Source organism: Butyricimonas sp. BSD2780061689_150309_C8 (genome assembly GCF_015560935.1).
Taxonomy (GTDB): Bacteria; Bacteroidota; Bacteroidia; order Bacteroidales; family Marinifilaceae; genus Butyricimonas; species Butyricimonas paravirosa.
Genome location: NZ_JADMSV010000038.1, coordinates 1 through 25,243 on the forward strand (window position 1 = coordinate 1; position 25,243 = coordinate 25,243).

The 25,243-nt window shown below is 42.6% G+C and carries 17 protein-coding genes, 3 tRNA genes, 1 other RNA gene and 1 pseudogene; 5 read left to right on the forward strand and 17 right to left on the reverse strand.

Translation table 11 applies throughout. The features are described from left to right. Positions 1–217 precede the first annotated feature (217 nt). The 3 genes from I2I33_RS19095 to ffs all read right to left on the reverse strand — a co-directional run bounded on the left by I2I33_RS19095 (position 218) and on the right by ffs (position 511). Positions 218–289 (reverse strand) — tRNA-Thr (locus tag I2I33_RS19095). 41 nt (positions 290–330) lie between these two features. Continuing rightward, positions 331–404 (reverse strand) — tRNA-Thr (locus tag I2I33_RS19100). A gap of 8 nt (positions 405–412) precedes the next feature. Continuing rightward, positions 413–511: signal recognition particle sRNA small type (gene ffs, locus I2I33_RS19105), an RNA gene on the reverse strand. A gap of 227 nt (positions 512–738) precedes the next feature. Here ffs and I2I33_RS19110 point away from each other — a divergent pair. Both I2I33_RS19110 and I2I33_RS19115 read left to right on the forward strand, forming a co-directional pair. Continuing rightward, positions 739–1,842: a PAS domain S-box protein gene (locus I2I33_RS19110; protein ID WP_087421623.1), complete on the forward strand. Its 1,104-nt coding sequence runs from the start codon at positions 739–741 to the stop codon at positions 1,840–1,842. Beyond that, complete coding sequence (locus I2I33_RS19115; RefSeq protein WP_087421624.1) at positions 1,826–2,950, forward strand: hybrid sensor histidine kinase/response regulator; 1,125 nt, start codon at positions 1,826–1,828, stop codon at positions 2,948–2,950. The genes I2I33_RS19110 and I2I33_RS19115 overlap by 17 nt, the downstream gene beginning before the upstream one ends. Before the next feature lie 18 nt (positions 2,951–2,968). On the opposite strand, the gene I2I33_RS19120 is transcribed toward I2I33_RS19115, so the two are convergent. Then, entirely contained in the window at positions 2,969–3,568 is a 600-nt protein-coding gene (locus tag I2I33_RS19120) for a 3'-5' exonuclease (protein WP_087421625.1), read from the reverse strand. Between the two features lie 11 nt (positions 3,569–3,579). Next, positions 3,580–4,116 carry a DUF5063 domain-containing protein gene (locus I2I33_RS19125; protein ID WP_087421626.1) on the reverse strand — a complete coding sequence of 179 codons (537 nt, stop codon included), beginning with the start codon at positions 4,114–4,116 and terminating at the stop codon, positions 3,580–3,582. Positions 4,117–5,450: 1,334 nt separating this feature from the next. Here I2I33_RS19125 and I2I33_RS20565 point away from each other — a divergent pair. Both I2I33_RS20565 and I2I33_RS19135 read left to right on the forward strand, forming a co-directional pair. After that, positions 5,451–5,621 (forward strand): annotated as a pseudogene (locus I2I33_RS20565) (IS3 family transposase); the annotation flags it as partial. A gap of 203 nt (positions 5,622–5,824) precedes the next feature. Next, entirely contained in the window at positions 5,825–6,586 is a 762-nt protein-coding gene (locus I2I33_RS19135; RefSeq protein ID WP_087421627.1) for a Fic family protein, read from the forward strand. Between the two features lie 204 nt (positions 6,587–6,790). Here the strand turns inward: I2I33_RS19135 and I2I33_RS19140 are convergent. From I2I33_RS19140 to I2I33_RS19195, 12 genes are all read right to left on the reverse strand, one after another. Then, positions 6,791–6,878, reverse strand: a tRNA-Ser gene (locus I2I33_RS19140). A 528-nt stretch (positions 6,879–7,406) separates the two neighbouring features. Further along, a complete protein-coding gene (locus I2I33_RS19145) occupies positions 7,407–9,584 on the reverse strand; it encodes a S46 family peptidase (RefSeq protein ID WP_087421887.1) in 2,178 nt (725 codons plus the stop codon). Between the two features lie 4 nt (positions 9,585–9,588). Beyond that, positions 9,589–12,399 (reverse strand): M16 family metallopeptidase, encoded by a 2,811-nt coding sequence (locus I2I33_RS19150; RefSeq protein ID WP_195666875.1) that lies wholly within the window; start codon positions 12,397–12,399, stop codon positions 9,589–9,591. Between the two features lie 267 nt (positions 12,400–12,666). Further along, positions 12,667–14,607: a 4Fe-4S binding protein gene (locus I2I33_RS19155; RefSeq protein WP_087421629.1), complete on the reverse strand. Its 1,941-nt coding sequence runs from the start codon at positions 14,605–14,607 to the stop codon at positions 12,667–12,669. Between the two features lie 31 nt (positions 14,608–14,638). Next, positions 14,639–16,225 carry a DUF6850 family outer membrane beta-barrel protein gene (locus I2I33_RS19160; protein WP_140402604.1) on the reverse strand — a complete coding sequence of 529 codons (1,587 nt, stop codon included), beginning with the start codon at positions 16,223–16,225 and terminating at the stop codon, positions 14,639–14,641. A 26-nt stretch (positions 16,226–16,251) separates the two neighbouring features. After that, complete coding sequence (locus tag I2I33_RS19165) at positions 16,252–17,439, reverse strand: DUF4876 domain-containing protein (RefSeq protein WP_087421631.1); 1,188 nt, start codon at positions 17,437–17,439, stop codon at positions 16,252–16,254. A gap of 21 nt (positions 17,440–17,460) precedes the next feature. Then, entirely contained in the window at positions 17,461–20,298 is a 2,838-nt protein-coding gene (locus tag I2I33_RS19170) for a TonB-dependent receptor (RefSeq protein ID WP_087421632.1), read from the reverse strand. Between the two features lie 27 nt (positions 20,299–20,325). Then, positions 20,326–20,619, reverse strand: coding sequence for a hypothetical protein (locus I2I33_RS19175; protein ID WP_087421633.1), 294 nt, complete (start codon positions 20,617–20,619; stop codon positions 20,326–20,328). A gap of 71 nt (positions 20,620–20,690) precedes the next feature. Continuing rightward, complete coding sequence (locus I2I33_RS19180) at positions 20,691–21,278, reverse strand: Spy/CpxP family protein refolding chaperone (RefSeq protein WP_087421634.1); 588 nt, start codon at positions 21,276–21,278, stop codon at positions 20,691–20,693. 11 nt (positions 21,279–21,289) lie between these two features. Beyond that, complete coding sequence (locus I2I33_RS19185; RefSeq protein ID WP_087421635.1) at positions 21,290–21,835, reverse strand: RNA polymerase sigma factor; 546 nt, start codon at positions 21,833–21,835, stop codon at positions 21,290–21,292. A gap of 308 nt (positions 21,836–22,143) precedes the next feature. After that, positions 22,144–23,613 carry a bifunctional metallophosphatase/5'-nucleotidase gene (locus I2I33_RS19190; protein ID WP_087421636.1) on the reverse strand — a complete coding sequence of 490 codons (1,470 nt, stop codon included), beginning with the start codon at positions 23,611–23,613 and terminating at the stop codon, positions 22,144–22,146. A gap of 45 nt (positions 23,614–23,658) precedes the next feature. Continuing rightward, entirely contained in the window at positions 23,659–24,708 is a 1,050-nt protein-coding gene (locus I2I33_RS19195; protein ID WP_087421637.1) for a tyrosine-protein phosphatase, read from the reverse strand. A gap of 178 nt (positions 24,709–24,886) precedes the next feature. On the opposite strand from I2I33_RS19195, the gene I2I33_RS19200 reads away from it, so the two are divergent. After that, entirely contained in the window at positions 24,887–25,198 is a 312-nt protein-coding gene (locus I2I33_RS19200) for a hypothetical protein (protein WP_087421638.1), read from the forward strand. Positions 25,199–25,243: the final 45 nt, after the last annotated feature.

Consider the following 25,243-nt stretch of genomic DNA (forward strand, 5'->3'; position numbering starts at 1 on the left):
TTCTTTTCCATTACTGTTTTTCTTTTCTGCAAAGGTACAAACTTATATCCGTATACACAGCTTTTTTACTATGCGCCTAAAAAACTCTGGGGATCGTCCTTTTTTATGTTCGACTTTAGAAATCAAGAGTAGTTATTTTGGCAGATTACCATTTGAACCCTAGCTATTTAAATATAATAAAACAAAAAAGCAGTCAATTTATTGACTGCTACCTCTGAGCTGTTAATGGGATTTGAACCCATGACCTCTTCCTTACCAAGGAAGTGCTCTACCCCTGAGCTACAACAGCAACTTAAAAAAGAACTCACTCACTTTTCTTCCCTTCTTTTGAGCCTCTTGTCGGATTCGAACCAACGACCCCGAGATTACAAATCACGTGCTCTGGCCAGCTGAGCTAAAGAGGCATTTCCTAAAAGGGTAAGCTTACTATGTCGCACCGCTCAACCATCTACCCTTGCTGTCTTCCGACCCTGGGGGAGTTCGACAGGAGCTGGTCGCATAGGACTTACCCGGGCACAAAAGTACAAAAATCTTCTCAGTTACCAAATGTTTTCAGAGTTTTTTATAGACTAAATTTAGGGCCTATATTTAATATATTGGCTTATAGAAAGTTGTTTGTAAATGAATTTTAATCTTGTTATATAAAAATGTAGAATCATGTAACCTGAAGTGTGAAATTCGTGTATAAATACTAGAAAAAGAAACAAATATTGAGGACTAAACGATCCAAACAAGCGTATGCAGACAGAAAATAACATAACAGGAGCAGAGTTTTTATCTGATTTAAACGTTTTATTATCCACTAGCGTGGGTTTGAATAGAAACGTGAAGTTGGCATTAAAGAAACTGGGCGAACACGAGCGGGCCGATCAGGTTTATATCGTGAGTATTAATCACGATATGACATTTACCATATCGGAAGAATGGACCCGTACCGGGGAATCTGTTTTCCCGGAGTCAGGGGAGAAACGCGGTTTCTATTATGACCGGAAGTTAGAACAGGATTTAGAGAGGGACAATTATATATATATTCGGGATATAAATGACGTGACGAACGAGAGTTTGAAGAATATCATGCAGGCGACGGGGGTCAATTGTGCTATATTTTTACCCTTGTATATATCCAGTCATCTTTTTTCCTTTTTGTGCTTAAGTCGTTGTCACCACGAGGAGCCGTGGTCGGGGGACGAGATTGCCTTTTTGGTACAGGTAGCCTCCGTGCTATCCGGAGCGCTCGAAAAAGAGTTGATTTTAAGAAAATTGGTGAAACATCATGCCTTGTATCAGGACTTTGTCGAAAACCGGGTGGATTACATTCTTCGCTTGAACCGGCATTTACATATCAGTTTCTCGAACAAGACATTTTATTCCTTATTCGGGGATAGTCCGGATGATATTATCGGGAGTCGGATCGGGGAGCTAATGACTGAAATGGATATTTCATCAAAGAAATTGGAGGAAGTGGTGAAGTTCCCAGAGGATTTGTTGACGTTTAATGCCAAGGTAATGCGTGATGATGAGGTGGTATTTATCGAGTGGTATGCTTATCCGGTCAGGTTAGATCGGGATCACACCGAAATTCACTTGGTCGGGCATGACGTGACTCGTTTCAAGGAGATGGAACGTGAATTAACATTGCTGAAAACTGAATTGCAAACTTTCTCCGAAACCATGTACCCGATGTGGAAATCAATCAAAGATAATTTATCGGGAGAGAATGAAATTGGTAATAATGAATCATTTGATAATTTAAGTCAAAAAGCTATGGCATTTAATAAGCTCTACGAGGAACTTTTATCAAAAATTGGTTATAAATTTGTGGCGAATGCATATAGATCATAGCGAATATACAATCCTTTTGGCTGACGATTCTGTTTCGAATTTGGAAAAGATGAAAAGCCTGCTGGCTGGAGAGAATTTTAAATTATTACCTACTCTGGAAGCGGACGAGGTATTTCTACTTGCGAAGTTGAGGCTACCGGATATGATTATTATTCGCTTGGCGCTAGAGGAAGGGAAGGGGGTTACGGTTGTCCGCCAGTTGAAACAGAGCGCCTTGACCAAGCAGATTCCGATACTCTACATGACGATCCCCAACCGTTATGAAGATTTCCGGAAGGTGGTCGATTACGAGGGGGTGGAGTTCGTTTCCCGGCCGTTGAGTAAAAGGGAGCTGATCCTTCGCATAAATAATCAATTGCTTTTACTGGAATCACAGCGTATCATCGAAAGGCAGAATGAACGTATTCAAAGCGTATCCCGTTCTAAAGACAAGCTGTATTCTGTTATCGCTCATGATTTGCGGGCCCCGATCGGTACGCTTAAAATGATTCTTGAAGCGCTTGATCACCAGAAAGAGAAAATTCCGGATGATAATATAAAGAATCTTATCAAGATGTTGCAGGAGACTACGGATGAGGCTTTCTTGTTGCTGGAAAACCTGTTGTTATGGAGCAATAGCCGGAATGGATTATTACAGCCGTACAGGCAGGCATTTTCTTTCACGGAGGCGGCGAAAGAAGTGATCGTGTTGCAGGAGAATATAGCAGGGGCGAAGGGAATAAAGATTTACAATCATATTGATCGACCTTTTACCGGGTACGCGGACGTGAATATGATGAAGACCGTGTTGCGTAATTTATTATCCAATGCGATTAAATTCAGCTACACGGGGGGAAGGATTGATGTGGACTGCAGGGAAGAAAACGGCTTTTTGACGGTAATCGTGAAGGATCGGGGGCAGGGAATCAGTGAGGAACATCAGCAAGGCTTGTTGGATGATGGATTACATTTTATTTCTTACGGGACGCAGAAAGAGAAGGGGAGCGGGTTGGGGCTACAACTCTGTAAGGATTTCGTGAGAATGAATCACGGGAAATTGTGGTTTGAATCGAAAGAGGGGAAAGGTACCACGTTTTATTTTTCCGTACCCGTGGGAGAGAGTTTATAAAGTATTACTTTACAAACTCTAGGACACTTGTTGTAACTGGCTGTTGCCGGATTTTAACGCCTTGTACATTTTTAGCGCCCCCCACGCATCGGTTGCCGCGTAATGTAATTGTGCAGGGGTCAATCGTGGGGCTTCCCAGTTTGACGTTCGTTGTCGTTTGGATATTTTCACCTTGAAAATAATCGACATTAATTTAGAGAATGACATCTCTTCTATGCCGAATGCCTTGGCAAATATTTGTAAATCCAGAAAGCTTGCCGGGATGAAATTGGCTAGTTTCCTAAGTCCCCGAATGTCATCGCGTATCCCGACACCGATTTTCATTATATTTTCATTGGCCAAAAGGTCCTGTAACGATTCGGACAGGCCGCATTTGTTCAAACGGAATAAGTATACCCGTTTATCGGTGGCCAGTTGTAACAGGCCTACCTGATGTGTTACCCCTTTCTTGAATGCCGGTTTGGTTTCCGTATCGAACCCGATGTACGGGTAGGACGATAAATCGTCCACGGCCGCATCAACTTTATCCTCATGATCAATCACGATGATCTCCCCGTCAAACGTGAAGTTTGGTAATTCCTCTATTTCTTCCTCGCTGATCTTCGTCTTGTATTCCATGTCTATCTCTCTTACATGGAGTCGTCCGTGTCTACTACTTTATATATTGCCAGGTGTATCGCTCTTAATACACTGGTACACGCCTTCCCCCAGTATAATTCAAAACTGTTATTTAATTGCCATAATGCTTCCTCGATGACATCGATCATCCCACTGCGATACGCGGAAATGAAATTTTTCAAATCCTGGTAAATATCACAAAGTTTCTCGGAAATCGAGTTCACGACCGGAGTTTCGCTGTATTGCATGTTGTCGTCGAAAACCTCCAGATATTCGTCATTCTCGCCCAGTGTCCGGCTTAATGTCGCGAGCAAGGCGTTGTAATCCTCTTCGGTCACCACCTCTTCCATCATACCGAGGTTGTCACTTTCGCACGAGGGTAATAAGCTACCTTTCAGATAAATTAGCGGGATGAACTTTTGTAATTTCGAAAGCAATTCGCTGGCGTCTTCTTCGTGAGAGCCTTCCAGGTAACCGCAAAACTCTTTAGCAACGGCAACGAATTCAATGACCTCCCGGCTATATCCTATATGTTGTAAATCGTCCATAATCTTTTTTATTTTTCACCACAAAATTACCAAATATCTTAGACTATCCGTAATATGCGGGAAAGTTTTTCATGATTGTTCAATAATATGGAATAAAAAAGTGCGGTTACGTTCATCACGAAGTAACCGCACCGAGACTAGCAACAATCTACATTCACTATACTCCCTGGCTGTGACCCCGGGAATTCTCACTCTCTACCTATGCTAGCAATCTCTTTATTTCCCTTTTGATATTATCATCTGTCTGGTGAAATTGTACTATTGATACGCTTTGCAGAAAATATCGTTGTAGAATTCCCGTTAAAAATCGATAAGAATTGGGATTGTTTGTAGTCCTCGTGAAAAATAAGAAGAATTAGAATCTATTTTCTCGTCAGAATTATGGGAATTTTCCGGTTGTAGAGTGACAGTTGGGTACTATCACTGCATACTCGCATCTTATCACTTGATGATAACCACCATTTTAAAGAGCGATAAGTAAAATTAATAGGAGGTGATTTCAATTTCGTCGTGCAACAAGGATGCCTCCGGCAAACATATGCTTATAAATGTTGTTCGTGCTAGTTGGTGGAAAATTATCAACTTCCATATATAAGTCAGTTTTTCAAATTTACCACCATGTATAAAAATGGGTGATAAACCTCATCATCTTCTAAAAGCTGATCCGTTGAAAATCCATCAAAGGCGCTTTTGAACAAATTTATTTTGTTCTGCTTTTCAGTTTGTGTAGAGAATCAAGTATAATCTAACCGTGAAGTGATCGAGAAACTACCTCTCGTTCGTTGCTTATTTAGAGCTTAATCGGGGCTTATTCTATCCGGGCTGCATGAGCCACGAGTAAGCTCTGAATCAGTTTCGAAAAAGAGGTATTTTCTCTCTTAATTCTCGGTAGGATTCCTATTACTTCTTTTATTTTAACGCGTACATGGGGAGCCGGATAATGATTTGGTTTATATCTTGGTTTACACAGGGCTTATTTTGCTTACATGAGGGGATAAAACCATGAAAATGGCCTGGAATGAAAAAACATCTACAAACGTAAGTGCTTTAAAATGAGAGCGGAAAAATGGGACTCAAACCCGCAATTCCCAGCTTGGAAGGTAGTGTTCTCTCTTCGGCAATGTCCCTTACTTCGACAGAGCTATCACCGCTTTGCACTTATTTAAAATGCTCTTATTTTGTATCCCGTTTTAAACATTTGCTTTACCGATGTTGATTAATAATGTTGTCTAACTATCTAATTATAATCGTGTAATCGTTATTCTAAAAATGTGTTTTTCTTCTCCATACGTGTATGTTTTTCATGTTAATATTTACTCTACCGTAAGGCGACTTTAGATGAGTATATTGAATATTATAACAAAAAAAGAATTAAAACTCGATTAAATGAAAAGGGGTTGTCCCAAAAGTTATTTTTCAAACTCTCTTCCCCCCCTATAAACAGAGGGAGAGTTGAAATGCTCCCTGTTTTCAGTAAAAGTCACCAGCTCCTCCTCTGTTTATAGAGGAGGTGGCACGAAGTGACGGAGGAGTTTTTGGAGGATAAAATGACTTTTTGGATAGCCCCTTCATCAAATAAGTTGATAATTTTGTGTCCAACTTTTGGGGGGCATTTCAAATGTATATATCGACCAAAATTTTGTATTTTCCCACTAGATATAAACACTGATAATTTCTTACCTTTGTAATCAACTAAAAATATGGCAACATGAATAGCAAGTTGGTTGATTTATTAAAAGAAGTGGATTCATTGAAACTGCGGTTATCGTCCTTGCGTCCTTTACCCGTTGAGGCGTTAAAGAAAATACAAGATGCTTTGGATATAGAATACACTTACGAGAGCAACCGTATAGAGGGAAACACCCTCACTTTACAAGAAACAGCACTTGTCGTGAATGAAGGAATCACCATTTCTGGTAAATCCATGCGTGAACACTTGGAGGCAATCAATCATGCAGAGGCTATTGACTATATAAAGGAGGTTGCTCAACAGGATATTGAAATAAGCCAAAGGACAATCAAGGAGATTCATGCACTTGTGTTACATGGCATAGATAGAGAGAATGCTGGAAGTTATAGAACCGTACCTGTAATGATCTCGGGTAGCACACACGTACCGTCTCAACCTTATTTGTTAGAGAAACTAATGGAAGATTTCATGCTTGCATTTCAAAGTATGGAAAAAGAAAATATTCATCCTGTTATTATCGCCGCTTACTTGCATGATGAACTGGTGAGGATACATCCATTTATAGATGGTAACGGGCGTACTTCTCGACTTCTGATGAATCTTTATTTACTGCAAAAAGGTTATACTATTGTTACTTTTAAAAGTGATAATGATATGAAGTTACGTTATTACAAGGCTTTGGAGGTTTCTCACACGGAGCAACAACATGATGATTTTTACTTGCTAGTTGCCGAAGCGGAAAAAGTTTCTTTGGAGAGGTATATTTCTATTTTAGAATGAAAAATAACTTCATTTGTTTTGTAAGAGTTTTTGATTTGTAACACAAGACATTAATGGTTGTATTCACGTTTGTTTTCGGTTTAACTCTTGGTTTAACTTTCAGTCGAAAACAGACATTAAAGCACCCTAAAACAGACTATGCTATTAAAAACAAAAGAGAGTTAGAATTTAACTTCCAACTCTCTGAAATTCAATATTTCCTAGCGGAAAGAGGGGGATTCGAACCCCCGAAACCCTTTAGAGGTTTACACGCTTTCCAGGCGTGCCAGTTCAGCCACTCCTGCATCTTTCCAAATGCGGGACAAAGATAGAAATTATTTTTAATGAATGTGTATGTTTGGGATTATTTTTGATGTTAAATCGTTGTGAGTTGGAAATCAGTGAATAATATGCTAGAACCTTGCTTTGGCTTGCGGGTTACCGTTGGTGGTCTTGTTTTTCGGACGATCTATATATTTGTCGGTTACTTGCGTCGTATCCTTTTGAGTGTCTCGTTAGTAAGTTAACGGGAAGTCAACGGGAAGTTAACGGGAAATCAACGAGCGAATGCGGAGAACTTGTCACGGTTCTTTACTCGTCTTGTAATGGACAAACTAACGAGACTCCCAAGAAAGTATGCTACAATACAGGCGAGAGTGTGGTGAGTGAAATACGAAAAAAGCGGTCCCGTTCGGAGACCGCTATGTCAAGGAATCAAACTAAGATCACTTTTTTGGTGCGTGCTTCAGTGACCGATTGATTAAAAACATTAAATAATCGTAGTGTGCTTTTCGTATCAAGATTACTCACTCCTTGACCAAACAAATATAGTAATTTTTTATTATTCAACAATGCTAATTTCGTTTAGTAAATTTGACGCCCCTGCGTATTTGTCTATAATCCACAGAACAAAACGAATGTCAACGCATACACATTTATTATATTTCGGATTGTAATAAAGGTCTCCGGCCATGGATTCCCAGTTGCCGTCGTATGCCAAACCGATCAATTCGCCCTTGGCATTGATTACGGGGCTACCGGAATTTCCTCCCGTGATGTCGAGATCCGTGGCGAATCCAGTATAAAGTTTGCCGTCTTTATCGGCATAGCGTCCCCAGTCTCCTTTTTGGATAGCAGCCAAACAATCCGGGTTCAAGTCGAATTCCGGGTCGTTTTTCACGTATTTCTCCTTGTAGCCGTCGATAGAAGAACGGCAATGATAAGTGACGCCGTCTTTCGGGGAGTAACCGCCAACCGTTCCGTAGGTAATTCGCATTGTCGAGTTCGCATCCGGGGGAAGTACAGTTCCCTTGTTCATCTCGACAAGAGCCTCCATGTAAAGCGTGCGTAAAGCACCTATTTTTTGGTTATTGTCTTTTAAATAATCACGCAACTCGTAGTTTTTCGTTTGGGCGGATTTCGTGATCAGGTATGCCGGGTCTTTGTCGATTGTTTTTTGGTCAACCCCCTTGTCTAACCAAGCAAACAAACGGTCTTTCGTTGTTAGCACGGAATTTTTGTAAACATAGTCCGTTAATTTCTGGTAGTCACCTTTGAATTTTTTCACTAGGTTACCGATTTCTTCCGGGAAGAATTTCGGATCGATATTATTCACGTATAGTTCGATCATGGCGGCGAAAACCTTGCGGTCAACCTGCTCGTCATAATCCTTGAAATATTGTTCGCAGAAATGTCTCAGGTTCTTGCATTGTGCGCAGTCTTTGTGTAGGACACAACATCCTTGTTTTTCCATGGCACTTTCGAATCCTTTAAAACGCATGGCGAGGCGGGTCAAGTCAGCCCCGTTTATGATAGCCTCCCGATGGTAGATAGCGGTAGCCATGTACGGAGCGGAGAATGCGTAGCAGGCTCGCAATTCCTCGACCAAATCACCGTATTTAGCTTTGCGTGCGGGGTCAGCGTTGATCCACGCGGTTAGTTTTGCCTCTTCGGCTGTTTTAAGGCCGACGACATTATATTTTTTTGTGTATTCACATTCACCGATGGCGTATTTCCAGTAGTTACTGTTCATGAAGTATTTGGAAGCGTATTGGATGTTGATCTTCTCGTCGGCATTCATGGCTTCCCGAAGGATAGCTAACTTCGTGTCCCGAACCTTGATCATGGCGGGATTCGTGATGTTAATTTTCTCGCTAACCCCGAATGATGGCGTGTAGCGGGCAGTTGATCCCGGGTAGCCCAAGACCATGGCGTAGTCACCTTCCTTAATCCCGGCTACTGACACGGGTAGCACGTATTTTGGCGTGATCGGTTGGTTATCCGGAGAGTATTTGGCCGGGTTTCCATCCTTGTCACCGTACACCCGGTACATGGCAAAATCCCCTTTATGCTGTGGCCACGACCAGTTATCCGTGTCTTTCCCGAATGCCCCGAAACAAGTGGGGGGAGCTGCTACAAGACGCACGTCTTCGTACACTTTATAATAGAATAAATAATATTTGTTGCCTCGCAACATGGCCGCACACGAGGTCTCGTATCCTTTCTTCGCGTATTTCTTCTCGATCACGGAGTTGGCCCTTCTGGAAGTGTAGGGGGCCATTTCGTCGTCTTTCTCGAAACTTTTCAGTACTTCCCGGTATTCGTCCGTGACGTCGATCACCCGGTCCAGAAACATGACCGTTTTGCCCGGAATACGGATTTCTTCGCCTTGATTCTTTGACCAAAAACCATTTTTCAAGTAATCATGTTCAAGACTACTCAACTTCTGGATGTCGTCGTAAGCGCAATGGTGATTCGTGATCATCAAGCCGTTTTTGGAGATCATACTTCCCGTGCAGCTTCCGAAATCTAGGGCCACGATAGCATCCTTTAAAGAAGGAACGGTTTCACTGTAGATTTCTTCAGCCGAGAGTTCGACTCCCTTGGCTTTCATTGCCTCGTAATTGGTTTGGGCCATAAGATGGATCAGCCACATTCCCTCGTCAGCCTTTACCGTGAAAGTGCTGCTTACGATTAAAAGGGTGGCAATAATACTTTTGATAAATGTTGTTGTCTTCATCCCGTTATTTTTTTGGTAATAATACGAATTCCATTTTATTTTTCTGTCCAAACACGGTTTTGGCGAATTTACGAATATCTGATGGTGTTAAACCATTCATCGTGTTTTCGTAATTCGTGAAATTGTCAATACCGTATCGGTAGTAGTCTGATAAAGTTTCCTGCCAATAGGAATTGGTGGAAATGTTTGTCTTGTAAAGTTTGTTGAAATAGCGTTGCGCATTTTCCAATTCGGAAGATGAGGGGCCATTTTTGACGAGATCATCGATTTCTTTCTGGACAATCTCCAGCATTTCGTCGGCCATGAAGGGGGCCGTGTCGAAATTCACCTCTATCGTGACCTGGTTTGTCGGGACAGCCTCTTCCGTGGCATTTACGCTGACGCTGTATGCTCCCCCTTTTTCCTCACGGATGGATTTCATGTATCTGTCCCGGAGAATATAGCGGAAGGCAGCCGAGAGAATTTTGTTTTCGGCGGAGTAGGGGAGTTTTGCCGTGTAAAGCATACTGATTGAAGCTTTGTCGGTTGTCAACTCTTTCTCGATATGCCGGATGATTTTTCCCTTGGCGTAACGCACGTGGTTATCTTTGTATTCCTGCTTTACCCCTGTTGTCGGTAGAGAGGCGATGTACGTTTCCACGAGTGGTTTTAATTTTTCTAAGTCAATGTCTCCCGTGAAAATGAACGTGAAGTCTCCGGCATTGGCAAAACGTTCTTGGTATATTTGTTTTGTCTTTTCGAAGGTGATCGTGTTTACTTTTTCAAGGGTTAGGCTTGTTTTCCTCGGGTGATGGTTGTATTTCACGCCTTGAACTTCTTGACTATACTCGGCTTTTGGGAGGCCCTTGCGATTATTTAGTGTACTTTTTATTTTTTCGATTTGATGGTTAAACTCTTGTTGGTCAAAGTTTGGTTCCGTGACATAAAGATGGATCATTTGCATCAAGGTTTCCAGGTCCCGTTTGGCCGCATATCCACTCAATGTTTCGTAATACTCCCCGATTTCCGGCGTGAGGGAGATGACTTTGCCGACATTAATTTGTTTTAAATCGGTCCGGGAGAAATTCTTCACTCCCATGAGCTGGCAAAAATTGTTGGCCATGAATCCGTTGGCAAGTTCTTCTTCCGGTAGAGTGGAAGTCCCTCCTTTGCTAAATCCTTTGATGTCAACAATGTCTTTTTTGTTCGGGTATGATTTTATGATGACCTTTGCGCCGTTTGAAAGAGTCCATTCGATAGTACCCATCGTGTCATTTTTCTTCTCTTCCAGAATGTTCCCGGCTTCTGGAGTCTTCGTGATTAGCCGGGTGTCTTTCAGTGTCCGGTGGACATAAGGTGCGATGTTTTGGTCTTTGGCGTTTCGGACGGTGGCGATTAACTCTTGTTCGCTGGGATAACTGATGTTTTCTCGCCGGGGACCGAGTATCGTGATGAGTATGTTGTCATCAGAGAACATCTCTAGGGCTGTACGGTTCAGTTCCTCTAAGGTCAGATTTTGTAGCGTGAAGACTGACATCTTTTCTAAGAACTCATTCGGCGGGATTGGGGTTCCCGTGGTGAAATGGGCCAAACAGGCTTTCACCATATCTACGCTTTTGAGGTTCTTTCTCTGGTTCATCTGGAGTTTGACGGATTTAAGCATATTGGCTTGTTGTTCATTGAACTCCTCCGGGGTAAATCCGTACTTTTTTATTCTTTCCACTTCGATAGCCAGTTCGTTCAAGGCTTCATTGACTTTATTGTCTTTCACGGCTCCCATGATGAATACCATCTTTTTGTCGGGTGTTAAGTCCGTGTAGTTGACTGATCCCTGACGGATATAAGGATTACCTTGTGCAGCTTTGTTGATGATTCTTTTTTTGAATAATTCCGACACAAAGCTTCTTTCCAAGTCGGTTTTGTAGGCCTTCACCGTTTGTCTTTCGCTTGGAGAAGGAAGATCCAGTTTATACATGAGTCTGACTACCATGGCACCGGCATCCGGATCGGTCAAGATACCAACGAGAGGCTCCCGGTTGTCGGGAACCGAATACACTTCTTTTTGTACCGGATGCTGTGCTTTAGGTAGTGGTGATAGAATTTTCTTAATTTTATTTTCCATCATGTTCACGTCAAAATCACCGATCACGATCACGGCCTGTAAGTCGGGCCTGTACCATTTGTGGTAAAAATCCAACAAGGTCTGACGTTTGAAGTTCATGATGATATTTATGTCCCCGATCACGTTACGTTCGGCATACTTCGAATGGTTGTACATCACGGGGTTCAGTTGTTCCGACAGGCGCATACGGGGGATGTCCCGGGTTCTCCACTCTTCCCGAATAACCCCTCTTTCTGCCTCGATTTCAGCCGAGTCACAGGTGATGTAACTGGACCAATCGTGAAGCATCAACAACACGGTATCGATGATCGTTTCCCGAATTAAGGGAACTTCGGAGATATTGTATGCCGTCACGTTTCTGGACGTGAAAGCGTTCACGTTGGTGCCGAATCGTACACCGATGCTGGCAAGGTATTCCAACATGGTTTTCTTCGGGAAATGCTTTGTTCCGTTAAAGGCCATGTGTTCCAGGAAATGGGCTAAGCCGTTCTGGTTATCCTCTTCCTGCATTGCGCCCACGTTATGAACAATATAGAATTCACCCCTGTTTTTGGGATTCTCGGAGTGGCGAATGTAATAGGTCAGTCCGTTATCCAACTTCCCGATCCGTATATCGGGATCCATCGGAATTGTTTGGTCTGCACCGATGTCCTGCGCCACCAGGGGACTAATGATCAGGGTGAATAATATGGTGTAGATGATGTATTTTATCATGGTGATTTACAATTTGTATGGGTATAAGTCTCGCGGGGTAATCCATTTGGATTACTCTGACAAGATAAAAGCATAGTAAAAAATGATTTCAAGTTTCCCGTGGAGGATGTGTTAAAAGTCGTATTTGTATTTATCAACTACCCCCACTAACTCCCCCTTGCATAGGGGGAGAAAACGCTTGGTAATCAGCTCTCCCCCTGTGCAAGGGGGAGCTGGTGGGGGTAGTTGATAAAATTGACTTTTTGGAAGCCCCACGAAAACGGTTGTTCATTCAACGGTTTTACCCGGTGTTTTAAAGGTTAGAGTAGCATCAATCTCTTTGGTTGTCCCGTTCGTGTAATGGATTTTCCATTTTGGGGTTTGAAGAATCTCCCAGATTTTTTCATCATCCAGAACCTCTTTCACGTACGTGATTCGGATAACCGGGATGTCACCGTTCAGAGCCGTGGCGAATTCCATCACTCCATCTTGAGTTGAAAGGAAACTTCCCAAATAGGGAACCTGACGCTGAACTAACGGTTTATCCAATCCCGGATAGGGCATCTCGTAAACTGCCGTGGCGGCGTCTTCCCCGTATTTTTTCAAGGCAATTTGGAAACGAGATTTGGTTGCCGGGAACATCATCTCGAGGAATGCCTGACGACCGATCGTGTCCACTTGATTCGAGATGTTTACCAGTTCGTAGTCACATTCGATCTTCTTAACTCCACCACCATGCACCGGCATCTCGAATTCACGGGTTTCGACGATACTTCTTAATTCTTTTTTATCAATCGGTTTATTGATGTCCATGAATAATTTCACTCTTACCGGGCAGTCATATTCGGTTTGTATTCCATAGAAACCTTCTTTTTCACGGATGATGTTTCCTAGGAACGTCACGTCCATTTGGTCGAATAGTTTTTCAACGCCTAAGGTGATTATTTTTAATTGTTCCACTCCGGCAGGAGGCGTATTCAGTTTCCGTTTTACCGGGGTAAACATGGCGTTCTCTACTTTTTCTTTACTCGTTTCACTCGGGTCATAATAAACCACGACGGCGAATCGATTCACGTAAGTCGTTACCCCGTAAACTCCCGGAACGTTTTTCATTCGTGCGGCAAATGCCTTGGAGCTACCGAAACATTTCACGGTTCTCATGCCGTCGCGTTCGAAGGATTCCAAGTGTTCCAATTTTGCCGGGTCTCCCCAACGTTCATCTATAGTCGGCAATTCCCAATGGGTACCCATCCACAGCCCGACGAAGAAGAGAACAACGACTAGAATTGCGGGTAACCATCGGAATGCCGGTTTACGGTTTATTTGTAAAGCATTTTTATTACATGCTCCCATACATTCGCCACATAAGGTACAATCGATGTCTTTCACGACTTTCAGATTGGCCACGTCAATTTGTTGCGGGCATTTTTTGCTACACAAACCGCAATGGTTACATTTCTCGTCATCCCGAGTGATGCGGAGTAACGGGAATACCTTGCTTTCGTGGTACACGATTTCGAAGATATAACCGATCACGCAGCTTGCACCGAGTAACCAGTACCATTGCATCGGTAGGCCGAAATAGCCTAGAATTAATGAAAGTATCAATAAGCCTAGGAACGTGAGCGTGAATTTGAACACGTTGCTCAACGCTCCGAGCGGGCAGATGTATTTACACCAGAACATATTGATGAACAAGTTGCCTAGAAATAGGCAAGCGATGGAAATTAACGCCATCCACGCGGTAAGTTCGCCTTTGAATCCGGTTGCGATAGCATAGTACGGATCAAAGTTCTTACAGAATAGTTCGCTGCTTGAAATCGTCATGTAGAATATCCAGAATAACAGGATATACTTGATCGCTCTTAAAATTTTGTCGACGACTGAACCCGTGGTGATGTTGATGTTTATCTTCATCTTTTTGCGTAAAACGGCCATCCATTCTGTTACCGTGCCTAAGGGACAGAGATAACCGCAGAACAGTTTACTGAAAAGAATAACGCCGATTGCCAGGGTTACCCCCATCATGATCTGTACGATCGACATGCTACATGCCAGTGTGTTTGAATTCAAGTAGGTTACGAGAGATTGCAGTCCCCCGAACGGGCAATAGGCCTCGACGTCGGCTGGCGCACCCCCGAAAAATACTTTCAGAATAAATCCGGCAATGACCGCAATTACACCCAATTGCAGTACATGTCTCCATAAATTTTTCTTAATCTTGCTCATTTCTTTTTTGATATTTGTTGTTTTTGATCCCCTAGAATGATAGTCCTATCGTGGCTTGCAACGTTGTCCAGTCTTTACCGTCATACAGGCCGCTGGTGGACTTTTTGTAATTGACATTGCCGATAGCGTACAAGTTCATTCCTTTTTCCTTGTTGAGGAAATAAGTGTAGCGAACGTTTACTCCTCCGGCTATTTTGTCCGATGTGATATATTCGAATTCCTGTTCCAGTAAATCTTTCCGTTGCGGGTATTCGTCGATATTCGGTAAGACGGTTTCGGATTCCTGTTTCATTTTTAACATCGTGCCTCCCCCGATGGTGTAGGCCCCGTTTATGCCGCAATCCAACATTCCTTTTTTGAAAAGGAAATTCTTCTCGAATGAAAGATAACCTTCCGTGTTTCTCAATATTTGTTGGAATTTAGCCGGATATAGACGATATACCCTTTCGGCGTAAAAGCCTTTAGCCCCGATTTGTGCGTTCCAGCAACTGTTATACGCGGTGCGATTGCGGAACAGGTTATAGTTTGCGTCATAAACGGTAGACTCGATGGAAGATTTATTCTTTTTCCCGAATTGTGTCCAGGTACTATTTTGGTTTATGACTTCCTTTTGCTGGATGTTCTCGTAGCCTAACATATTGGAGAAATCGGCTTGCAGGTTAATGTAGTGGTTGTACTTTTCTCCGCTGACGTTGAAGGCTCCGGTGTAATTGTATGCGCGTTGTTTCATTTCGCCTCCGCGCTCTTTGTTATAATTCGCCTTGAATATTTCCTGTTTCTTTTCCTGTATGGAGAATTGGTTAAAGAATCGGGTTCGGTGGGTGTGGAATTCCACTTGTGCGGCACCACCTAAGGATTCATCCCGAATATCCCGGATGATGCTTACGCTTGAACTTACCTGTTCCGACGTGTAGAACCATAATCCCTCGACGGAAAGAAGTTCCGGTGTTCGGCCTGTTCCGATTGTCCTGATGTCAATGTTCTCCGTCTCTTTCTGGTAAATGAAGTTCAGTCCCAAGTTCAAGTATTTGGAACGGTAAACCACTCCCGGGTACACTTTTAGGTTCATGTACGTGTTCTTGTTTCGGGCGTCTTTCTTCTTGGCATTACTGGCGGTCAGGTAATCGATTTTGGCCCCAATACTCCAGCGCTTTCCAATCATATAACCGATTCCACCTTCCAAGATGTAAGTTTCCATGGTCTGACGTCCCGGCATACTGTCTGCAAAGAATATTGGGGAGCGGTACGGGTTGATAACGTTGCACCATCCCATTTTCAGACGATTCATGTAGTCAAAACTGAACTTCCCGTAGAAGAATACTTTATTCAATCTTCGGAAGGATTCTGTTTGCAGGTTCGTTTTATTGAATGCCGTGGGGGCGTTTACATTTCTGAGACTACCTTTTCCATATTGAAAATCGACTTCTACGATGGTGAAATCCTGATTTTCGTTGAACGTTAATCCAGCGTAGTTTAAAGACTTCGTCCAAGGATTGTTCGCTTTGACCCGATCCATTCGGTAAAAAATCTTCTCGTTGTCTTGGGTTTGGGCATTTACTGCCGACATCCCGGCAATGAGTAGGCCCAGACCAAGTGTATATATTTTTTTGAATTTCATAATCTTCATTTTTAGATACAGTTCGTCTATCTGTTTTTTAATGTATTCGGAACGACTTCGAAATCCTCGCTGGAATTGTTGGAGTCCATGTATATGGTCCTGCCATCGACAACTTCATCTACTTTTCTGCAAACGGAATTGCCCAGGTAACTTGTCGGTATATAGGTGAATCCGGCATCTATATTGTTGGGAATTCGTTTGTTGGCTTTGCTGGCACTCGTCACGCATTCAACTCCATCGATTACCCAATCTTTGTGAATCATTAGGAATTTTTGAGAGGCGTTGGGTTTTACCGGATCCAGTTGAAGATTTCCGGGATCTTCGGCGTAAGCCTGTGCACTTTCAGCTACGGTGGTCGGAATTTTGAATATCACCATGGCCGGGCCTGTCAAACTGATCGTGAATGCTGTGCCACTATTTCTCCAGAGCATTTTTAAGGGTTCAACTCCCGGAGCGGGGACGGATGCACCTGTTAACAGCGGGTCCCAGAATGCAAAATCGGCTTTGGAAAGATCCACGGATTGCGAGGCGATATCCACGTGATTGATGGCATTAAGTGCGATAATCGTTTCTTCCCCGGGTTGTAAGGGGTAGTCTGTACCTGTTCCGGGGAATTGCCATGCCATCATGAATAGCGGAATTTCATCCCATAAACTTCCGTCCGGTTTGGTGAAGTTACTTGGACTGCTACTTGTGACAGGGTTTACGGTTCCTATACAAAGACTATCCAGGTAGGCGATTTCGTCGGAATTGTTGTAGATTGACATGTAAGCGTCTTTCGTGTAATTCGTTCCGTCATCTTTTTTACAGGCTGCGTAGTAAATCTCTTTGATGATTAATTGCTGTAATTTGGCGTGAGTCAGGTTTATCGTGTAGGTATCCCCATCTTTTGTTCTTTCACTCAGTACAATTCGCTCCATTCTCCCGTTAAAGATGTCGATGGTGTTTTCTCCCCTTTCCCGGTGTTGAGCTACTGCCTCGTAGAAACCGTATTCTACATTGAACGTGGCGATACCGGAGGCATCACATTTGCTTGTGTAGGTCAGACCTGACGTAGTGCTGTATAATTTCACATCAATCCCTTCCGGGCTGGTATTTTCAAAACCTTCCGGCATGTTCACCTTGATCAGGGCTCCGATACTCATTTTTTCTTCTTTCAGACATCCCGTGAAAAGGAATACGACCAGAAGCGTAAGTATATGATATGTTTTCATCTTTATTCCTTTTTTAATCCGTTAAAATTTCAGACTGATTTCGGCACCAAAGCTGATGTCGCTGTTTACTCTAAAGTCGGAACCGCTGGATTTGTAATATCTCCAAGGTTTGGCGTTCGTGAAATTGTTTGCATAGAAAGAAAGAGAGGCAAATCTTCCGATTTCTTTCGTCATGCGCAGATTCAACATGAAGTACGGGTCAAGGGAGTCTTCCACGAAATAGGTGGACTTACCGCTTTTGATCATGTGTTGGAATACCGGATCGTTTGCTTCTGTTTCCGTGAACGGGTGGATTGTACCCTCTCGGTCCATGTATGCTACCGGATTAATATACTTGTTGTAGGTTTTGTCTTTTTCGACATTTCTTTCGACAATATTTCCGTCGTCGTCTTTCATGTAAGCCAGACATTGGCCCTGGTATTTGGATAAGGCTTTCGATTTATCCATCCACACGCATTGGGCTCCTAACGTGAAAACGAGACGTAATTGGGGAATGTGGGTCACGAGGCGTAAGTTCGTGTTCAAACGTTGATAGAGATTCCCGTTTCCGACATTGTTCCCACCCACGTATAGGCCGACATAGGGATAAGGTTCATTATTTATATATCGGGTTTCATAACTCATCTTGAGACTATTGTCGAATGTTTTGGTGTGGAAAAATGCTCCGTCCACGAGAATTGATGTTTTGATCACGTCGATCTTGCCGAAATCAAGGGAGTATTCGATACCCCATTTATCGGTCGTAATCCCGTTATCCGGGCGTTGGAAAACTCCGAATGTTTGTAAGGTACGGTAACCCACGGGTGTTCCGTTTTCCACGACTTCCCCGTTTACGTATTCCGGGTGGGTTAGGCTGGAACTGTAATTGTATTCTCTATATTGATAGGGAACGGCATAACCGGCTTGGTTATATCCATTCGTCAGTTTTTCCTTGAAGTAGGCTAGGCTGGCATTGACGCTGAGAACCTTGAAGTCCACGCCGATCTCGAAGTTGTTACTTTTCGGAATTTTCAGACGGTCGTTGTCCGTTTCGAAAACATTGGTGGTAATCACGGCCAATTTGTAATTGTTGGCATCATCTTTGAACGAGAAACTGGCTTTGTCGATATAGGCCGGGTCCGGGTACAAGTAAGCAAGTGTCGGCATTTTATGCTGGATCCCCCATCCGGCGCGAATACTCAGGCTTTGCCAACCTTTCTTGTTCCAGCGATTCTCAAATAATGTCAGTCGAGCGTTAAAACGAGGGTCCACGATTACATCAAAATCAGCTCCTTTCGTGTCAATCTTGGTGAATCGGCTTCCGGCAGAAAGTTCTAATGATCTTTTGCCCATTTCGATTTTTACTTTGTCCTCGACGAAGCCGCTGTATTCATTGATGTAGGGAATGTCTTTGAACGAGCGGGGACGTATGCTCTGGGTCGGTGGGTTGTTCGGGTCGAAACTCTTCCCTTTTCCTTCATTTCCTTTCGTACTCCACTCGCCACCTAGCATGAAATTATTGTAGAAAATTCCGTATTTTCCGGAGATATTGGCCGTTAACTTAGCTTGTGCGTAAACGGGTTTTCCCTCGATCTTCAAATCACTATAATATTCGTAGGGGAGGAATCCTGCCACGTGTTCCCCGGATTCCATGGAATTCGTGTTGGCGGCCCCGACGGTTGTATGTTGTTCGTGGTCCCAGTTATATTGTTTTCCCAAGGAACCGGCCACGGTGTATTTCAGACTGGTTAGCCACGCCTTGTTTATCATCCAGTTACCGTATATATTCAAGCTGATTTCCTGATTCTCGACTTTTGTCTTTTCTTCGGATTGCTTGTCCGGGTCACTTTTTTGTTTGTCCAAGGTGGTCAAACCTTTAAATTTAGCGTTTAGGCTAAAGGCTCTTCCCTGCGGGTTGAACACGTTGGAGTAACCGATTTGGGCGGTCAATCGGTTGTAAGACTTTGCCGGGGTACGAATGTCATTCTGCGATTGCACGTAATCAGCGTCAATATTTAGAAATCCTTTATTTTCTCCTAAGGCAAAACCTTTACCGGCATAGACCTGTTTGATTTTCGGGTCTGTCTTGAAACGAACCTCCAAAGGTGATTTTCCTGCCTTTGTTTTGACGATCACGGCTCCCGAGTTCAAGTCCCCGTATTCGGCAGAAGCGATTCCCCGGATTACCTCGATAGACTCGATGTTATCGACAGCTATCTGGCGGGCGTCGATACCGGTTCCGGCTGATGTGCTTATTCCTTGGGTTGACAAGGCGGTGGAGGCCATTTGCATATTGGCGTCATTTGACATTCGTGCCCCGTCAACGATCACGGCAGTCCCGAAAGCATTGGTGGCGTCTTTCCCCGTGACGTCACGGATAGTCAGTTTCGAGATGTCGTTCAAGTTTGGATTGACGGTCAGCGATCCGGGTAACAATTGCATCACGTCCACGATGCTGGAAGCTTGCACGTGTTCTAACGCCGCTTTTTTTATAGAAGAAGAACTGTTGAGTTTGTTTCCGGCTGTTGCGGTCACGGTGACTTCTTTCAATGCCAGGGTTTGTTCCTCTAATTTTAGGATGTATTTTTCAATATTTTTACTCAGATTGATTTTCATTTCATAATCTTTGTAACCGAGACAGGATGCCGTTAAGGTATATTCGCCTTTTTTCACGTCTTTAAAAGAAAACTTTCCGTTAATGTCAGACGTGGTCCATAGGTTTAAGTCCTTGATATTGACCACGACGAAGGGTAGTGTTTCACCGGATTTTGCGTCTTGTATCGTTCCGGATAGGTTGACCTTTTCAGATTGGGCAAACAGGTTCATATGCCCGATCAAAAAGATAACCGTGCTTAAAAAAAACAATTTTTTCAAACTCATAGTAAGATCTTGTAGGTTTAGCTGTTTTTAATTAAAAAGTCTGTCCTCAATACATTCAAGTTTAGTGTCGTTAATATTATACTTTCCTAGCCACTCCTGCATCGCCACTTGCCGATCGGTCTTGTGCATGTGGTGGTGTATACTGCCCACCAGAATGCCTAGTGCAATTCCCGCGGCAATGCTCATGCCTAGGTGTCTTTTGCGGATCACGGGACCGGCATCATCCATTTTATTCCGGGCCATCTTTTCCATGATCCCGTTATAAAAGTCTTCACGTACTTCCCTTACCTTGTCCTTCTCGATGATCTCTTCAACTTTCATGATTTTCTCTCTCTTTGGTTATATGACAGACTTCATTTTAAAAACTTGCGCTGGCAAGATACTTTTTTTCATTATTTTGTGATATTTTTTGTAGAATCCCTGTTTATTTCTAGAGAATCGGATTCTATGTTCTTGTAGTGGTGAAACTTAGGGCATCTTTTACATTTTTCTTGATCCGTGCATTTTTCTGCACATTCCGCACAATGTTTGTTGATCTCCAATAAATCGATGAACATTTTTTCGAGTTTTTTTGATTGTTCCGGGGTGCATACCTTTTTTATATTGAGTAAATGTCGGGCCGTTTGTGTCTTCAATGCTTTATGCAAATGTCCCACGGACGTGGCAATTTTGTTCAGCTCTTCCAAGGAGGGGTTGGGTTTTGCCAGTTCGTTCAACATCTGATAGCGTCTTTGACAGAGTAATTTTAAAACGGTTTGATGCCTTCTCAAGACGATTGAATCCAATTCATTAATGAGTTTATATTGTTCATCCGTGAAATCTAATTCTTTGCGAAGGAATTCATTAGAGATGGTGGAGTCTTCATTCTTATAGATTGTTTTTTCGGGGGTAAAACAAAAGAATACGAGGAGTGCCGTATTCAACATTAGCAGAATAATGTTCACCCAGTAAATCAAATATTTTTTATTTATCTTTTTCATGACAATGTCTTTTATTTCGTGTTGAATATTTTCTCAAGATTATTTTTCGCACGGAAAAGAAGCGATTCCACGGAAGAGAGAGTAATCCCCATGACCTCTGCAATTTCCTTGTATGAAAGTTCTTCATACTTGTTTAAAATTAGCGCCGTGCGTTGATTTTCAGGAAGTCGGTCGATAGCCCGGTGTAATAATTCCAGTTGTTCCTGTTCTTCCAATAACTGTTGTTGTGGCATTTCAACCGATTGTGCCACCTCTTGTTGTTTCCATGATTCTATATCGACTTTTATGGCCCGCCCTCTGGGGGATTTGCAGTGATTAATAGACCTGTTCACTGCTATCCGGTATAGCCACGTGGATAATTTACTTTCAAACCGGAATTTACCTAGAGATTCGAAGACTTGGATAAACACGTCCTGGGCAATGTCTTCCGCCTCATCCCGATCGTGTATGAAAGCATGACAAGTGTTGACAACCATCACCTGATAGGTGTCAACCAATAACTTAAAGGCTTTCTGGTCACCTTCAAGTATCGCTTTTATCATCTCTTTCTCGCCCATTCCAAGATTTTATCGCACTTCCCGCCCGGGGAAATATCACTCAATCCATACAGGTAAATGGCATTACAACATTTGTTGTAATATCATAAAACGTTCATTTATTGATCTCAAATGTAGTAAAAATATTGAATGTTCAAAAAACAATGTTCATTTTTAATATATACTGATTGTCAGTAATCTGCATTAAAGGACTTGTGTTTAGATAATTATCCGGCATCCTTTTTTTAATGTATCATTTATTGAACGTTTTTTAAAATAGAGGAAAATGTTTAACTCCTGCACCGTGTAAGGCCTACCTTGCGATTGTGTTATTTAACTGATGATAGATAAGTGCGTTTGTCTGTCGGGGAGAGAGGTGTGTTTGTCCGGATGAAATCAATCATGGCATTTACTACTGAAATGTCTGTGTGTAGCCCTTCCCCTTTACCTGGGAAGTCATATTCGACACTTACATAGTTATTTAATGCAACTTTATACGTGGCTTTCTTGACGAGTGGTCTGCCGTTACGGTCTTTAAAAATGACATCTGTTCCTTTTCCTTGTTCGTCTTGGACAATCGTGTAACTTCCGGGTGATACATACAGGTCTATTATGCGGTCTTCTTGATTGAAATGATTGAGTATTAATGCTTTTATGTCGCTCAAAGACAATTCGTGAATGACAATATGGTTACCGAAAGGTTCTATGGAGAGAATGGTTTCTAGTGTGATGTTTCCTTGGGGAAGTTCGGATAGACGAATGCCGCCTTGATTGTAAAAGGCAAAATCGGATGCCGTTGAGTGCGTCATTGCATCTGTCACGATGTTTCCGATGCTCTCTTGAGATTTGAACGGGAGAGAGGTTGCCCCGATCACTTCTTTAAACTTGGGTTGATCAATGAAATATTTAACTTTTTGTACCATGAAAGGGGCAACCTGTGTAATCGTGTCAATCAAGCAGGATTGATACGAGCGTTCCGTGAGCTTGCCTCGTTTGAATTTTAATATGGTCAGACCGGCATATTGCAATTTGAGGCCTGTTTGACCGATCATGACATTATTTACTTCTTTCGGGGTTTTTAAGAGGGTATGGGAATGTCCCCCGATGATTATATCCAGTTCCGGCATTCGTGTGGCTAGGGTGGAGTCCTCGTCAACCCCAAGGTGCGTGAGACCGATTAGTACGTCACATTGTTGCTTTAGTGACCTGTAATCCGCTACCTTATCGAGATAATGGTCGAAAGTGATGTCCTTCAATTGTTCCGGGTTGACGCTTGGTATATGGTCAGCCCCCGTTTGTACAAGGCCTAGAAAACCGAGTCTAATACCGTCTTTCTTGATAATATAATAAGGAGGGATACTGTCGAGTTCTCCCCGGGAGGAATTGATGTTAGCGCAGACGATCGGGAAGGTTGCGTCGTTTATTCTGGCCCGAAGAGTTTTTTGTCCGAAATCGAACTCGTGATTTCCTAGCGTTCCGATCTCGTAACCTAGGTCGTTCATTAATGAGATAACAGGTAGTCCCTTTTCTTTTGCATAGTCCACGTACGGGTTCCCCGTGAATCGATCCCCGGCATCTACTAGAATTACGTTTGGGTGTTTTGCCTTTATTCGTTCCACGAAAGTGGCCAGTTTTGGGAATTGTTCGATTCTCCCGTGTATATCATTGGTGGATATGATCACGATCTCTTTTTCCCCTGTATTCTGACAACCGAAGAGTAATATGATCCATGATAAGACCATGCACACGTGCAATTTTGAAAGCACGGAAATATGTAGCTTGAAATAATCGTGATTCATGTCATTGTATTTTCAAGCGACAAAGATAATTTAAAAGTGGAATTCTTAGTACAGGAATTGTTTCCGAAATGCCGGAATATCCACTTCGAGAGTTGTCTCCAAGAATTTCTCCACGCTACCATGTGTTGTCTTGATCTGGTCTAGTCCGGCTTGCAGAAACTCTTTCTTGACAGAGAGTACGGATTTCAAGTTCGGGTTCATGGCGATCTCTTTGGCATATTTATCACTCAAGTAAACGTTAGAGGCGAGGTAATCTTCCATGATGGTTTGTTCATCAACCCCCAAAGCATATAATATCAGTGCAGCTCCCATACCCGTGCGGTCTTTCCCGGCAGAACAGTGAAAAAGGAGGGGAAGATTTTTTTCTTGCTGCAATAGCTTGAAAAATTCTTTATAATATCCGATAAAATCTTTGTCCGTGACGAAGAGAATATTCATGCGCATCATGATGCTATCCATCTGTGTCGAGTCAAGATCGGTCAATTCCATTAAGGAGATCACGTTTCCCGGATCGATGGGCAATTTGAATTCGTTTACTACTGACACGGGTAACTTGTCCGGGGCAAATTTCTGTTCTTCTTCCCCTCTGAAATCCACGATACTTTTGAGGGGAATACTGGCTAAATAATTCAGATCATCTTCTGTCAGTTTGTGTAAATCGTCGGAACGGAAGATTTTTCCCCACCTGACAAATCGTCCGTCTTTTGTTTTTATCCCGCCTAGATCTCTGAAGTTGTAACCTCCTGCCATCGGCAGATGTCTTTCCGCGACGGTTGCTTTCCCTTCGTCCGTAATGAGTTGATAATAACGCCTTGAGAGAGAGGAAAGGGTGATTCGGTTATAACCTTGTCCTTCTGGTTCCGGGTGCTTGGCTATCGGGGTTGAAAAATCGATATTATCCACGGAAGAACCGGAATAGAGCGTCCATTTCCCGTTTGTCTCAATAGTTAGCGTGGACACTTTCGTATCCTTATCAATGGAAATCCGGATGATTCCTGAAATATCCTTTCCCTCGTATGCAGTCTCCTGTTGCATCGTGTTCTTGCATGAACAGCACACTACGGTCGTGGTCAGAATGACATAAATTACTTTCATCGTGTTACAAATATTAATCGTGTCGGTGTTTATTTTCCTGATCTTTACAAAGATGGGAAAATTCTTTAGAAAACCCGTGATATATTAAAGAATAAAAATAAACTTTTATTGTTCTTCATTCGTATAATTCTGGTGTGATTTTTGTGATAACAATGATATAAACCATTAAAATAAAGTTATGAAAGCAGCTTTGTTTTTTGAAGATAACCAACTCTGCCACCTCGGTGAAAACATCGGGAAAAAGGCGATTAAAGTATCTACAATTACGACAGAAGATGATAAAGTCGTTTCTATAAAGAATAGTGAAGTGAAAAATCGGAATATGAATTATTTTATCCAGTGGTTAGTGGACTGCGGTATAAAAATGATTTATGTCTCCGGTATTGACGAGAAAATAAAACGATTCTTTGAACAAATGAAAATCATCGTGAACGTGAAGAAACAGTCTGATAAGACTCTTTTATTGGCTGAAATTACTTCTCAAAAGTAATAAATTGGATTTTGCAGTTCATCCCGGGTCTCAAGCCCGGGATTA

Bases quoted from the DNA above. Each gene is read 5' to 3' on its own strand.
- I2I33_RS19110 (WP_087421623.1), top strand. From the start codon at position 739: ATGCAGACAGAAAATAACATAACAGGAGCAGAGTTTTTATCTGATTTA.
- I2I33_RS19115 (WP_087421624.1), top strand. From the start codon at position 1,826: ATGCATATAGATCATAGCGAATATACAATCCTTTTGGCTGACGATTCT.
- I2I33_RS19120 (WP_087421625.1), bottom strand. From the start codon at position 3,568: ATGGAATACAAGACGAAGATCAGCGAGGAAGAAATAGAGGAATTACCA.
- I2I33_RS19125 (WP_087421626.1), bottom strand. From the start codon at position 4,116: ATGGACGATTTACAACATATAGGATATAGCCGGGAGGTCATTGAATTC.
- I2I33_RS19135 (WP_087421627.1), top strand. From the start codon at position 5,825: ATGAATAGCAAGTTGGTTGATTTATTAAAAGAAGTGGATTCATTGAAA.
- I2I33_RS19145 (WP_087421887.1), bottom strand. From the start codon at position 9,584: ATGAAGACAACAACATTTATCAAAAGTATTATTGCCACCCTTTTAATC.
- I2I33_RS19150 (WP_195666875.1), bottom strand. From the start codon at position 12,399: ATGATAAAATACATCATCTACACCATATTATTCACCCTGATCATTAGT.
- I2I33_RS19155 (WP_087421629.1), bottom strand. From the start codon at position 14,607: ATGAGCAAGATTAAGAAAAATTTATGGAGACATGTACTGCAATTGGGT.
- I2I33_RS19160 (WP_140402604.1), bottom strand. From the start codon at position 16,225: ATGAAATTCAAAAAAATATATACACTTGGTCTGGGCCTACTCATTGCC.
- I2I33_RS19165 (WP_087421631.1), bottom strand. From the start codon at position 17,439: ATGAAAACATATCATATACTTACGCTTCTGGTCGTATTCCTTTTCACG.
- I2I33_RS19170 (WP_087421632.1), bottom strand. From the start codon at position 20,298: ATGAGTTTGAAAAAATTGTTTTTTTTAAGCACGGTTATCTTTTTGATC.
- I2I33_RS19175 (WP_087421633.1), bottom strand. From the start codon at position 20,619: ATGAAAGTTGAAGAGATCATCGAGAAGGACAAGGTAAGGGAAGTACGT.
- I2I33_RS19180 (WP_087421634.1), bottom strand. From the start codon at position 21,278: ATGAAAAAGATAAATAAAAAATATTTGATTTACTGGGTGAACATTATT.
- I2I33_RS19185 (WP_087421635.1), bottom strand. From the start codon at position 21,835: ATGGGCGAGAAAGAGATGATAAAAGCGATACTTGAAGGTGACCAGAAA.
- I2I33_RS19190 (WP_087421636.1), bottom strand. From the start codon at position 23,613: ATGAATCACGATTATTTCAAGCTACATATTTCCGTGCTTTCAAAATTG.
- I2I33_RS19195 (WP_087421637.1), bottom strand. From the start codon at position 24,708: ATGAAAGTAATTTATGTCATTCTGACCACGACCGTAGTGTGCTGTTCA.
- I2I33_RS19200 (WP_087421638.1), top strand. From the start codon at position 24,887: ATGAAAGCAGCTTTGTTTTTTGAAGATAACCAACTCTGCCACCTCGGT.